The organism is Pseudoduganella rivuli (assembly GCF_009674485.1).
In the GTDB taxonomy this organism is placed as follows: Bacteria; Pseudomonadota; Gammaproteobacteria; order Burkholderiales; family Burkholderiaceae_D; genus Rugamonas; species Rugamonas rivuli_B.
In genome coordinates this window covers 87581-100987 of the sequence record NZ_WKJJ01000019.1, presented here as the reverse complement: position 1 = coordinate 100987, position 13407 = coordinate 87581, and the positions used below count along the sequence as shown (strand labels likewise).

Genomic DNA, 13407 nt, shown 5'->3' with positions numbered 1-13407 from the left:
TCAACCATCAGGATACGAAAGTCGGTTCATGCCCAATGTCATTCGCTTAGGCGATCCTACCTCGCACGGCGGCAAAGTCGTCAGTGTCTCCGCCTCTCACTTTACTGTCGATGGCATCGCAGTCGCGCGGGTGGGCGATACCTGCATTTGCCCGGTGAAAGGCCACGACATATGCGTGATTGCAGAAGGCAGTGCAGTCCACACCATCGATGGCATCCCGGTGGCGTACGCGGGACATAAAACCAGTTGCGGCGCCACGCTGATTGCGACGATAGGGACTTTCGTTGAGTAATGAATTGGCGCGGCTTGGCAGCAGACGTCCAAAAATGATTCAACCGTCGGCAAGGGGCAGTTTTGGGAAATTTGCCCTGTGTGCAGCCCTGTCAGCAGGATGGAGTATCGGCACAGCGGCCCCCTCCACTGCAGAACCATCAATTATGACGGCATCCAGCGCCCATGCGGCGCCTTCCCCAACCATCTCCACGTTCTGCATAGGCCGTTTCCTGGTTGACGTACCGGCTGGATCAAAGCTTAGTGGCGGGAATTACAAATATGATTTTCTTGGCATAGAACCGGTAAAAGCGACGAGTCGTGCAGAGTTTGAGGAAGATGTCGACGGGAAGGAAACGAAGCTCGGTACAACAAAACACGAGGTTGATCCGAGTCTGTTGCGGTCGAGTCTTCGACCGCAACAAGACACGAGGATACTGGCATTCTGGGAAGAGGATGTCGTTACGAGCGTGGTCAATATTGAAGGGTATCGATGGATCAACGGCAATGGCTTCCAGCTAAAAGGCGAGGTATCCAATAACAGGCAAGAATCAGGTTTGAGCCGCATGCAAGACGCTTTATCTCGTCTCCGCCCCCGCGCTGACACCGAAATCCCCACCGCCCCCGGCTACTGCTTCGCCGGCGGTTTCATCGCGAATTCACGCTGGCGCAATGAAGAGGCCGGAGTCGACATCGATATCGCCGGCCACCCCGACGCCTTCGTGTCGGTCTGGATCTATCCACTCGCCAGCCACAAGAAAGACCGGCCGCTGCTGGAGCGCATGGGCGGGATCGCGCAGGCGCTGGGCAACCTCGTCACATCGGTGCGTGTGCTGCGCAAAGGGGACCGCCAGATCGGCCCGTATAAAGGCCAGGAACACCTGGCGTCCGCGCCGGACAGCGGCGGCATGCGCGGCCACGCCTTCGTTTGGGAAACGCAGGGCGATGGCACGCTGGATACGCCGGCCATCAAGATCGAACTGACCACCGGTCACCAGGACAGCAATGGCAATCCGCAGCAAACCACGCTGACCGACCAGCAAGCCATCAAGCTGTGGGATGACATGCTCAATTCGTTCCGCCTGCGGCCAACCGGCCCCGCCTGACATACAAAGATATTTCATAATCGCATAACTCATATTAAAGTTTTTGCATAAGAAATATGATTTGTGAATCATATTTATCGAAACTTAAAATTGGAGTTATATGCTGCGTCGCCGCATAATGTTTTCAACAGAGAACATTTTCAAAAGGAGAACAGCATGAACCTCAGCAAACACATGGAATTCATCTTCCTCGGCGCCCTGGCACTGATCGGTGCTTCCGCCGCGGCAACCGCAGCCGTTCCTGCTTTGATGGCTCCGCTGGCTCCAACGGCTTACATCGAAACCATTCAGCAAGACGATATCCCGGCTGTGGTGGTCGTCAGCGCCAAGCGCCTGACCGCTGAAGAAAAAGCTGCGCTGGGCAAATAAGAGGTTGAACGGGCGGGCCTGTCAGAACAGGTCCGCCTGGCGCGTCGTCAGCCGCGCAAAGCTGCTGTGCAGCGGCAGCAGGATGGAATCGGCAATGGGCTGCAATTGTTTGCCGAGGTAGTGGTCGTAATCGATTTTCGACCGCAGCGCTTCCAGCGGTTCCGGACCGTTCACGGTCATCACATAGCTGATCCAGCCGCCATTCTGGTAGCGCAGCGGCCGTTTCAATGAACGGTTCAACTCATCCGCAATGCGGGCCGCCCGCACTTGCGGCGGCACATTGACCTGGTATTCATCGAGCCGCTGCCGCAGGCGTTTGCGGTACACCAGCAACTCATCGAGCTCGCCGCTGGCGGTGCGGCGCACGTAATCCCGCACATATTGTTCATACGGCTCGGATTTGAAGATGCGGGTAAACAAGCCTTGCTGGAATTGCTGGGCCAGCGGCGTCCAGTCGCTGCGGGCCACTTCCAGCCCCCGGTAAATCACTTCCTCGCTGCCCTTGCCGTTGATCATCAAGCCCGCATAACGCTTCTTGCTGCCCATGTCCGTGCCGCGGATGGTCGGCATGAAGAAACGCTGGAAGTGCGTATCGAATTCGATTTCCAGGCAACTGTCGAGACCAAAGTCATTGCGCAACCGCGCCTGCCACCACGCATTGATCTTGCGCGCCAGCCCGTCACCAATGGCGATGGCTTCCTCGTTGGCATAGGAACGCTTGAGCCAGATGAAAATCGAATCGGTGTCGCCGTAAATCACGTCGTAACCTTCGGCTTCCACCAGTTCCCGCGTCAGCCGCATCATTTCATGGCCGCGCATGGTCACCGATGACACCAGGCGGGGATCGTAAAAGCGGCAATCCGGCGAGCCCAGCACGCCGCAAAACGAATTCATCAGCAGCTTCAGCGCCTGCGACAGCGGCTCGTTTTTTTCCCGCTTGGCCGCATCGCGCCCTTGCCACAATTGCGTGGTGATGGCGGGCAGGCAGTGGTGCTCGCGCGAAAACAGCGCGCCGCGGAAACCGGGGATCGCCGCCCCGGCATCGCCCGCCAGGCCTTCGATCATGCCGACCGGGTCGACCTGGAACGTGCGGATGATGGACGGATACAGGCTTTTATAGTCCAGCACCACCACCGAGTCATACAGGCCCGGCTTGGAATCCATGACGAAGCCGCCCGGCGACGGGCTGAACGGCACGTCGCCCGTATTCGGCGCCACGTAGCCTTCGCGGTGCATGCGCGGCAAATAATGGTGGGAAAACGCGGCAATGGAACCGCCCATGTGGTCGGCCTGCAAGCCCGTCACGTGGGCCCGCTCCAGCATGAATGCCATCAGCCGCGCCTTGGCGAAGATGCGCGTAACCAGTTCGCAATCGCGCAAGTTGTAATACGCGAGGCCCGGCTTGTCGTCGCGGAAACGTCGTTCGATTTCCGCCATCTTGTCGTACGCGTCGCCGATGTCCTTGCCTTCGCCCAGCATGGTTTGCGCCACGTTTTCCAGGCTGAACGACGGGAACGTCCACGATGCCGCGCGCAGCGCTTCGATGCCGTCGATGGCGATACGCCCCGGAACGGAGGCAAACACATAGCCGTCGCGAGCCTGGTGCGTGCGCCAGTCGATGGCTTTGCCTTCGCGGCCCAGCAGCAGCGGTACTTTGTATTTGTCCGCATTCTTTTGCAGCACGCGCAAGTCGAACTGTACGACACTCCAGCCGATGATGACGTCCGGGTCATGGCGCTGGAACCACGCGTTGAGCTGTTCGATCAGCTGGCGCGGCGTGGCGCAGTATTCCAGCGTGAAATCCAGTTCCGGCTGCTGCTCGGGGGCCTGCCCCAGCATGTACACGTGGCGCTGGCCGCAACCTTCCAGCGCAATCGAATACAGGTCTTCATACGCGCTGGTTTCAATGTCGAGCGACACCAGCTTCAGGGCGGGACGGTAATCCGGTTCCGGCTTCAGCTTGCAATCCGTGATGACCTGGCCTTGCACCGTTCCGCCCTCGATGCGCACCCCGGCCGTAATGAAGCGCTCCATCAGGTAGCGCTCCGGCGGGCGCACGTCCGCTTCGTAGAGCTTGATGCCGTGATCGCGCAACGTGCGTTCGAGCGCGGTCAATTGGCGGTACTGGCTCGCATAGAGGCCGACCACGGGTTCGCCGCTGAAGGTTTTCAGCGGCAGCTCGCGCAGCGCAATGGCGGCATTGGGCGCCAGTTGCGCTTCGATGGCGCCGCGCAGCGCCGCTTCGGCAAACGCCACCGATACCTGTTCCGTCAGGCGGATCTTGCGGGGACCGTCATCGGTCGCCACCCAGAACTCGATTTCCGTGCCTTGCCGGCCGTTGTGCCAAATGTCGCGCCAATGGCGGGTCAGGATAAAGCCAGCAGTGGATGACACGGGTTTGCCAGGGAAAGTTGGGAACGTCGGCTGGCATTATACTGTATGTATAACCAGCCAATATTCCCCCCGCCCGGGCAGCGCACCGGCTCAGTCGGCAACGGCGGTACTGCCTGCCGCCGGCGTGACAGACTGCGCCGGTTCCTCATGGGTCGTGGGCAAGACCGCCAGTGACGGAATCACGACCGGCGCCACGGCCAGCGGCAAGGTCAGCCAGAACGTACTGCCCAATCCCACCGTGCTGACCAGGCCCAGTTCACCGCCCATCTTTTCCACCAAATGCTTGGTCAGCACCAAGCCCAGGCCGCAACCATCCTGGCTGCCGCTCTCCTGCCCCAGCCGGTTGAACGGCTGGTACAACGCGGCCTGCTGTTCCGCCGACAGCCCGCAACCGGTATCCTGCACGGCGATACGCACCGTGTCATGCCCGGATTCCGTGCATTGCACGCTGATGGCGCCGTGGTCGCGGTTGTACTTGACGGCGTTCGACAGCAAATTGATCAGCACCTGCTTGAGCCGCATGCGGTCGGCCCGCACGCACAGGTGCTCGGCACTTGTACAGCGCATGCCGATGCCGCGCAGCCGCGCCTGCGGATCCACCAGCGTGCGGCACTCTTCCAGCACGTCGCCCACCGGCACCGCTTCCAGGTGCAGCTCGAGCCGCCCCGATTCGATCTTGGCCAGGTCCAGCACTTCATTGGACAGCTTCAGCAAATGGCGGGCGCCCGTCAGGATATTGCCGACGAATTGCTTTTTTTGCGCCTCCGTCGACGCGAGTTTTTCCGACAGCAGGATTTGCGCAAACCCCAGGATGGCGTTCAGCGGCGTGCGCAACTCATGGCTGAGGTGCGACAGGAAGGCGGACTTGGCTTGGTTGGCGCGGTCGGCCTGCTGCTGCGCCGTGCGCAAATCGTCGTTCATCCGGACCAGCTGCACCGCATGTTCGCGCAGCCGCGCTTCCAGCAGCACATTCTGGATGCGCAGGCGGCGCGTTTCCAGTGCGCGCGACAAAACCGGCAAGATCACGGACACGCGGAACGGTTTCAAAATATAGTCGAGCGCCCCCACCTGCATGGCCTGCACCGCGGAAGAAATCGAACCCTCTCCCGTCATGATCACGCACGCCAGGTCGGGATCCAGCGCACGCGCGGCCTGCACCAGCGCGATGCCGTCCATGCCAGGCAACATCAGATCGGCCAGCAGCAGGTGGTACGAATCGGCCCGCAACGCCTGCAACGCCGCCTCGCTGGAACTGCGTCCGATGGTTTCATAGCCATGCGCGCCCAGCGTGTCGCACAGCGCGCGCATCTGCGCCGGTTCATCGTCGACAATCAAGATCCGTACAGTCATTCATGCCTCCTCGCCGCAACACTCCGCCAGCGCCATCCGCAATTCTTCCAGCCTGGGCGGTTTGCCCAACACCTTGTCCACGTACGGCGGAGCGTCGTTTTCCGCCGCCATACGCTGCCCCCACCCGGTCAGCAGCAACACCGGTGTGGCGGGCGACAATGCCTTGACCGCCTGCGCCACCTTGCGCCCGTCGACATAAGGCATGCCCAGGTCCGTCACCACCAGCCCATATGGCTCGCCGCTGGCATGCGCGTCGCGGAACAAGTCGATGCCGGCCTGGCCGCCATCGGCCTCCGTCACGCGGTGGCCATCCCGCTCCAGGATCACCCGCAGCGAATCGAGCAGTTGCGGGTCGTCATCCACCGCAAGAATGCGCAATTGCCCTGCCCGCGTACCAGCCTTGCTGGCCACCGGCGCCGGCGCCGCGGACGGGGCGTCAAATCCCAGGCGCACCGTCGTGCCTTTGCCCGGTGCGGTGACGATATCAATATAACCGCCATGGCGCTCGGCCATGCCATACACCATGGCCAGCCCCAGTCCCGTGCCCCGTTCCCCCTTGGTGGTGAAGAATGGCTCCAGGCAACGGCGCTGGGTCGCTTCATCCATGCCGATGCCGGTATCGCTGACTTCAATGCTGATGCGGCGCACCCCCTGCCCTTCCTGCTCGCCCAATTCCAGCTGGCGGGCACGCAAGGTCAGGTGGCCGCCATCCGGCATCGCGTCGACGGCATTGAGCACCAGGTTGGTCAACGCTTCGCGGATATCGCTTTCCACTCCCATGAACGGCGGCAAATCCGGCATGGCTTCCACTGTCAGGCGGATCGTCGCGCCACGCTGCTGCGGCATGTCGTTCCAGCTGGCGCGCGTCAGGTCCGCCACCTGTTGCAGCACTTCCCCGGCGGCCACCGGCGCCTGCGCCAGGTGCGCATCGCGCATGCGGTAAAACTCGCGCATGCGCGCCACGGTGGCCGCCACGTCATCGACGGCGCGCCGAACGACTTCCAGGCAATGGCGCGCGTGGGGACTCAGCCCGGCCTCACCTTCCAGCAAGTATTCCGTGTACAGCGCAACGGGAGAAATCGCGTTATTGATGTCGTGCGCGATACCGCTGGCCATCTGCCCCAGTGCGCGCAAGCGTTCCTGTTGCAGGAATTTTTGCTGGGCCTGGCGCATATCGTCATAGGCGCGTTGCAGCGCCGCATACAGTTCGCCCTGGTGCACGGCCAGCGCCACGTGTTCGCTCAACTGTTGCAGGAAATCGCATTCGCCGCTGGAAAAGCCGTCGGGCGCGCGCCGTGCCGCCGCCAGGATACCGGCCACCCGCCCATCCACGGGCAACGGGGCCAGCACCAGCGAGCGCAAGCCGCAGGCGGCCAGCGACCTGGCAAACGGCGTATCCGCTTCGGCGATATCGGTTTCGTACACGAATTCTCCCTGGACGCAGCGCGTCAGCGCGGCGCCGTCGAGCTCGATCATGGTCCGTTCATGCAGCGGATGCCCCGCCGCAGCACTGTGCATGCCGATACAATTGACCATCAAATGGCCGCTGTCCCTGTCATACAGGCACGCGCAGCCAAACGCAATAGGCAACTGGTCTTCGAGGCAGCGTAGCACGACCTGAAAAATGCTGCGTAAATCTTGCCGGTCGCCGATGGACCGGGTGATCTGATGCAACAAGCGCAGGCGCGCCAATTGTTCCAGGTTGCGCGCTTCGGCTTGCTGGCGTTCGCGGATTTCCGACTGCAAGGCGGCATTGCTGGCAGCCAATTCGTTGCGCGAGACGCTGGTCTCCATCAGCCGCGCCGTCATGCCGTCGAACGCCCGCGCCAGGTCACCGATTTCGTCGCGTTCCATAATGTCGACACGGTAGGCCAGGTCGCCCGCGCCAACCCGCTGCGTGCCCTCGCGTAAACGTTGCAGCGACTGCACCACGCTGCGGTAACCCAGCCACGCCGTTGCCGCCACCACCAGCATCACCAGGCCGCCAAAGCCCAGCATTGCCGCCTGTTCCTGCCGCTGCGCTACCAGCACGCCTTCGCGGCTGGCGGCGGACAGCCGCATGGCATCCGCGATCATGCCCTGCATGCGGTTGGTGATCTGGCCGGACAGGCGCGCTTCAAACTCCGCCGCCACGGCTTGCTCGGCCCCATTGCGCGTGTAAGAACGCGGCGCCGACAACACGCCAAACTGGTTGTCGATACTGCTGAGCGTGATTTGTAAGCCGGCCACCACGGCGGCGTCGCTCCGATGGTCCATGGCTGCCACGTCAGCCAGCAACTGCGCCAATGACGTACAGCGCATGCGCCACTGCGTGCGCGTGCGCTCCTCGTGCTTCAATACATATTCCATGGTCAGGAAGCGCAGGCCGGTAATCGCACTGACCATCTCGCCAGCCATTTCATTGCGCTGCAATTCCTGCCGCACGCGCTGGGCGCTAATCAACAAGATCGCCACAGCCATGGCGACAATCGCGGCGGACAGCAGGCCCATCAGCTTGAAGCGCGTCGCCAGCCGCATAGTGTCTCCGCTAGTGGATGATGGTGACGGCGCCGGGAGCGACCGCTTTCAACGGTTTGAAATCAATGGCGTTCAGGTAATTCGGCATCGGCCCGCTGGCCAGCTTGTTGGCCAGCGCCCAGCGCGTTTCATCTTCCAGCGCCAGCAGCAAACCCTGGTCCAGGCTGACGCCGAAACGGTACGTGGGCCACAGCGCCCGCCATTGCTCGCCCTGCGGTTTCATCAGCTTGGCCACCAGCGCCTGGGCGGCAGCCGGTTCGTCGCGGCACCACGTGGCGCCCTGTATCACCGCGCGCAATACCTTTTTCAGCGTTTCCGGGTGGCTGACCACGTATTCGCGGCTGCCCGCCAGGTTATAGGGAATTTCATACAAGTCTTCCGCATAAAACACCGTGCCCTTGCCGCCCAACTGGCTCTGCACCGTGCCCAGGTACGGTTCCCACGTGGACACCACATCGACCTCCCCCTTGTCCAGCGCGGCGGCGAACTGGTCGGCCTGCATGTTGCGCAATGTGACATCGGTGGTCGCCAGCAACTGCCGGTTCAGTATGGCATTCAGGACGAAGTGCGCGGACGTGCCGAAACTGACGCCGATGCGCTTTCCTTTCAGGCTGGCCGGTCCGGTAACACCGCTGCCCGGCCGCGCCAGCAAGCCATGGTCCCGGTCCGACTTGAAAATGGTGGCAATCACCGACACGGGCTCTTGCTCCATGATGGCAAACATGATGGGGATGTCTGCCGCAGTCGCCAGCTGGGCTTTGCCCTGCATGGATGCCGCCAGTGCGGACTTGCCGCTGGGATGCGGCTGCAATTGCGCGTTTACACCGGCGCGCGAAAAAAAACCCCGTTCCTGCGCAGCCACCACGGGACAGCTGCCCACATAGCTGGCGCTGATGGCAATGACGACGGTTTCCGGCGGCAGGGATGAAGACCCGCCTTCCCGCCATGCGTAGATACCAGCGGCAGCCACGGCGGCAGCCAGCACCAGCGAAATCAACCGGCGTTGCAGGGTCCTGTCCAGCACACGGCCCTCCCCATGTAGCATGCAACTCGCAAGTAAGTTAACTTGCGGGAAATGAACCGTTCAAGGTTACACAAAATCAATACGCCGGGCAAACGCCAACTGTTGCCCAACAACAAAAGCAACACCACGCTGCCGTCATGCTAGTCACTTGAACTTTGCCTTAGGCAATTACGTGGGACTCTGCGCTGCGGACAAGCGCCTTCGCTGCGCCGGCGTAGCATGGCGGTATGGAACTGGCCAGGACAAATTGCCGCCGCACACTGTTGCGCCTCATTGCCGCATTGCCGGTGGCCATGCACGCGCCGGTATTCCTGTCGGCGGCATTGGCGCAAGCCATGCCTCCGGCTGTGCCGATGATGGTGGACATATTGGCGGTGGCCATGCCGCCGGCAGCCGTGCAGCAAGCGCTGATGGCCGCGATTGGACACCTGCCGCATGCGCACCCGCGCCGCCGCCGCTACCGGCTGGCGGTGCCGTTCGATACGCCGCTGTTCCCGCCGGACGATATGCTGCGCGACGCGCCTGGCGGGGAGCTGGAGGCATGGCTGGCGCTGCCGCGCAGCCAGCGCCGCCATGACGTGCTGTTGCTGCCAGATGAAGATTATTACTGGCCCGATGGCGGCGCCGGCGAGTACAGCACGCAATTCCTCGTGCACCTGGCTGCCCATGCGGCTGGTACCGCGCTGGCCATCGTGCAAGTCCATGCGCGGCGCCGCCATGGCAAGGCATTTCGCCTGCTGGGCCGCACCGGCCCCGGCTTTTACTGGGACATCCGGCCGTCAGCGCCATCGCCATCGGCCGCCGCCGCGCTGGCCGACGACCTGGCGCAGTGGCTGCCCGCCGTGCGCCGCATCGTTTGAGGGCGATTCACCTCCCGTTACTCGCCAGTGAAATGCGATGGCGGCCGAAAATGCCGCAACATCAGCAACAGCCACAGCAACCCGGCCCCCAGCAACGGCAAGGTCGCGGGTTCCGGCACGGCGCCGCCCGTCACTTGCACCACAAAGGGCGCCGATACCCGGTCGCTGGGCTGCAGCAACACGCCACCACCCAGCGGATCGCCGTTCCACCATTCACCGGCGAGCGTAAATTGCCCGCTTTCGCTTTGCCCCGGCAGTGCACCCGGATGCAACTGCAAGCCCAACAAGCCTTGTCCCGTGCCCGGGTTGAAGGCCAATGCCGCGCCCAGCCCCGGCGCCAGAATGGGAAAGTCGAAATAACTCGCATCGGGGGCGCCCAGCGCGAACGACGACGCGCTCAATTGCGTCGGCACGAACCAGTTGGCGGCATCGGTATTGGCCAGCTCGTAACCCCAGCCGACCAGCTGGCCCGGCGCACCGGTCACGACAGCACCGGGCGGTAACAACCCGAAAGTGAAGGTGAATGGCAGCGCATGGGCGGAGGGCGACAGCAGCAAGGCGCACAGTGCCGCCGCCAGCAATGATTTGATGGATTTCATGAGTTGTCCTCCCCTTCAGCGTGGCGTCACAGCCTGCGCATGCGAATACGCATACGTGGCGCCGTTGATATCCGACACCGTGCCGGTTTCATTGATGGAAAAACGCTGCAAGCCCGGCGGCGTATTGAATGTCAGCCGCACCGTGAAGTAATTACCCACGTCCACGTTCGGCGTCACGAACGGCAACGGCGGCGACAAGGCCGTATTCAGTGTCGCCGTGCCCGTGCCAGCCAGTGTGCGCAGCCGCAGTGCGGACAAGGTCATGCTGCGCGCCGTGCCGACACCGGTGTTGGTAAAGCGCAGGTCGACCGCCGTGACGCCGGGCGCCACGGTTTCCTGCCCCACGATATCGGCAATGAAGTCAGGCCGTCCCGCCACCTGCGCTTCGCCCGTGACAAAGCTGGTCAGCGTGGCGCTGTTGCGCGACAGTGCGTTGGACGCGCTTTGCACGGCGGCCGTGATGGTGTCGGCCACGCCCGCCGCCGTGCCGGCCGGCGGCTGCACCTGCACCATGACGTTGGCGGTCGCGCCCGTGTCCAATGTCAGCGACGCCGGTGAGACCCCGACGATGAAATGCTGGTCATCCGTGGCGGCAAAGTTGAAGGTATCAGGAGCCCCGAGGTTACGCACCTGGAACACCAGCGATGTCAGGATGCCGGGCCGTAAGTCTTGCGGTGGCGGCGCCTGGATCGCGACCTGTTGCGGCGACACCATCAGGCTGACGACACGCTGGTATTCCGTGCCCGCGCTGTCCATGCCCGTCACGTACGCGAGGAACGGTTCGGCCGGCACGGTCAGCGGACCGAACCATTTATTCGCATCCGTTTCGTCGCGCTCCAATGGCAGCGGCATGACGGACGTGTAATCCTTGCGGCGCAGTGTGAAGGCGGCATCGGCGGCGCCCGGCGTCAGCGAAGCCAGTGCATACAGTTTCTGGCCCGGCCCCGGTTCGCCATCCAGTGCAAACAAGCCCTGGTGCGGCGGCTGCCCCGCAAAGGTGGCCAGTTTGAACGAGCTGAATGCCAGGTCCGCCGTGCCGCCCACATTCACATAAGTCAAGCCGGGCGAACCGGCCACCTGCAATTGCCAGCGGCCCCGCATCGGCGTATCGATGGAAATGATGACGCCGCCTGTCAGTGTCAGGTAAGTCGACGCATCGGCTGGCTGCACCGTGACGCCGTCGGGCCGGATCAGCGTCACGGCCGGCGTCATGTAATCGATGCTGCTGACGGAAACCGTCAGTCTCGTCATGCTGGCGTCGACGGGGAAGGTATGCGTTTTCAACGCCGGATAACTGTCGTTGACGGACAGGATTTGCACGGCATTGTTCCGTCCCAGCAAATCGGCCAGGGTGGTCACGCTTTCCGCTTCCGACGAAAACAGGGAAATCGCCTGTCCGCCCGTTTCCGTCGCCAGTTGCAGGTAGCCCGGTTCGATCGGCGAACAACTGCCGAACAGGATGGCGAAGACCTTGATTTCCTTGGCCTTGGCCAGCCCGATGACGGCGCCCGCCAGTCCCGCATCCTTGGCGGACGCATCCGTGTACATGAACAGGCTGCCGCTGGGATTGGACAGCGACAGCCCGTTGTACATGCCCGTCATGGCCAGTTCCGGACAATCGCCGCCACCGGACGCGCCCAGGCCACTGATCGATGCCTTGAACGCGGCGGCGTCCGTGGTGGACGTGGTGGGGCCCGTGAACGGATCGTTGAATGGCGCCAGCACATATTGCAGCGGTTCTTCATCCGTACCCAGCCGCCGGTCGACGATGTTGATGGCGGAGTTGCGGACGCCGGCAATGATGCCGCCCATGCTGCCTGTGGTGTCGATGGCGAATGCCAGCGTCGGCCCGGCGCCCAGCAGCGCTTTCAGTTGCGTCACGGTGATCATCGCCTTGATGTCTTCGACGAATTGCTGGGTGCCCGCAATGGCGGCGGTGGCAGCCGCGTTGTGGAAACCGCTGTGCGGCGAGATGTCGCAATAGCGGGTGTCCTTGTTGATGCCTTCCCTGAAGTAGCCGAGCGGATCGCTGGACGGCGAACTTTTATCCAGCGGCCCGCCATGGCTGCACTTGAAGGCGCCCGGCTTGATGCGGTCTTCGCCGCCGTAATAGCCGCTGGTCAGCAAATCCGTCGCCAGGTTGGACGAATTCGCGCAGAAGGCGCCCGGATTGGTGAAACCGGAACACGTGGTGGCCAGCGGCCCGGCAAACGCCAGCGCGCCGGGCCGGCCGACACCGGGATGCGCACCGGCATTGCCCTGCTCGACCCAGTTGCTGTGCGAATAAAAATCCTGGATGGTGTGCAGCGCACTGCCCAGGTTGGCGCGCGCGCCGGTGGCGTTGATCGGATCGGCCTGCAGGGCGGCAATCACGTTGGCCTTCAGGATCGCCAGCCGCGCTTGGCCGCCCGCGCCATTTTCACCATCGAAATGCTTGGCGGACGTGACCTGGTCATCGTCGACCTTGGCGTTGGCTTCGATGATCTGGTCCAGCGCGGTCTGCATCGGCTTGGTCAGTTTTCCGACACCGAAGTAGCGTTTGTCGAGCGCTTCGATGGCGCGCTGGGTAATGTCCTGGTGTGTCAGGCTGCCGGACGACTTGGCCGTGACGGCGCATAGCAAGCCATTTTTCGGGCAAAACGCCCAACTGGGCAAGGCCAGCGTGGACGCCAGCAGCGCCAGCAACATGGCAGCCAGGGTGAACGGGATGGTACGCATGACGGTTCCTTTCCGTGGTGGTGACAACTCCCGTCACGGTGCATTTCGCATGCCATCCCGTATTTCCCCCGTAAAGCCTGCTTCTCCACTCCGGCGCCGGCATCCGCGCCGGCCGGATTGCGAAAATTCCCGACACCACGCTGTTACATGCTTATACATTTGCCGGCAGGCTCTTGCGCTAGAATGCCCGATCCGGGCCG

The 13407-nt window shown here is 62.7% G+C and carries 10 protein-coding genes and 1 pseudogene; 5 read left to right on the top strand and 6 right to left on the bottom strand.

The genetic code is table 11. From position 1 onward, the window contains the following. Nucleotides 1–28 precede the first annotated feature (28 nt). The 4 genes and pseudogenes from GJ700_RS26620 to GJ700_RS26610 all read left to right on the top strand — a co-directional run bounded on the left by GJ700_RS26620 (nt 29) and on the right by GJ700_RS26610 (nt 1745). On the top strand, nt 29–292 hold the full coding sequence (locus GJ700_RS26620; protein ID WP_154379694.1) for a PAAR domain-containing protein: 264 nt from the start codon (nt 29–31) through the stop codon (nt 290–292). A gap of 34 nt (nt 293–326) precedes the next feature. After that, a pseudogene (locus GJ700_RS36295) lies at nt 327–809 on the top strand (Tli4 family immunity protein); the annotation flags it as partial. Nucleotides 810–836: 27 nt separating this feature from the next. Then, nucleotides 837–1376, top strand: coding sequence for a T6SS immunity protein Tli4 family protein (locus GJ700_RS36290; RefSeq protein ID WP_229507270.1), 540 nt, complete (start codon nt 837–839; stop codon nt 1374–1376). A gap of 156 nt (nt 1377–1532) precedes the next feature. Continuing rightward, on the top strand, nt 1533–1745 hold the full coding sequence (locus GJ700_RS26610; protein ID WP_154379692.1) for a hypothetical protein: 213 nt from the start codon (nt 1533–1535) through the stop codon (nt 1743–1745). Between the two features lie 21 nt (nt 1746–1766). On the opposite strand, the gene GJ700_RS26605 is transcribed toward GJ700_RS26610, so the two are convergent. From GJ700_RS26605 to GJ700_RS26590, 4 genes are all read right to left on the bottom strand, one after another. After that, entirely contained in the window at nt 1767–4139 is a 2373-nt protein-coding gene (locus GJ700_RS26605; RefSeq protein ID WP_371868145.1) for a DNA polymerase II, read from the bottom strand. 90 nt (nt 4140–4229) lie between these two features. After that, nucleotides 4230–5489, bottom strand: a complete 1260-nt coding sequence (locus GJ700_RS26600) for a hybrid sensor histidine kinase/response regulator (protein WP_154379690.1) — start codon at nt 5487–5489, stop codon at nt 4230–4232. Then, nucleotides 5490–8006 carry an ATP-binding protein gene (locus GJ700_RS26595; protein ID WP_154379688.1) on the bottom strand — a complete coding sequence of 839 codons (2517 nt, stop codon included), beginning with the start codon at nt 8004–8006 and terminating at the stop codon, nt 5490–5492. 10 nt (nt 8007–8016) lie between these two features. Beyond that, nucleotides 8017–9030 (bottom strand): ABC transporter substrate-binding protein, encoded by a 1014-nt coding sequence (locus tag GJ700_RS26590; protein WP_371868144.1) that lies wholly within the window; start codon nt 9028–9030, stop codon nt 8017–8019. 227 nt (nt 9031–9257) lie between these two features. Here GJ700_RS26590 and GJ700_RS26585 point away from each other — a divergent pair, with 227 nt between their 5' ends. Continuing rightward, on the top strand, nt 9258–9890 hold the full coding sequence (locus GJ700_RS26585; protein WP_154379684.1) for a hypothetical protein: 633 nt from the start codon (nt 9258–9260) through the stop codon (nt 9888–9890). Between the two features lie 17 nt (nt 9891–9907). Here GJ700_RS26585 and GJ700_RS26580 read toward each other — a convergent pair whose 3' ends face one another. Both GJ700_RS26580 and GJ700_RS26575 read right to left on the bottom strand, forming a co-directional pair. Beyond that, on the bottom strand, nt 9908–10489 hold the full coding sequence (locus tag GJ700_RS26580; protein WP_154379682.1) for a PEP-CTERM sorting domain-containing protein: 582 nt from the start codon (nt 10487–10489) through the stop codon (nt 9908–9910). Nucleotides 10490–10504: 15 nt separating this feature from the next. Next, nucleotides 10505–13207, bottom strand: coding sequence for a vWA domain-containing protein (locus tag GJ700_RS26575; RefSeq protein WP_154379680.1), 2703 nt, complete (start codon nt 13205–13207; stop codon nt 10505–10507). Nucleotides 13208–13407: the final 200 nt, after the last annotated feature.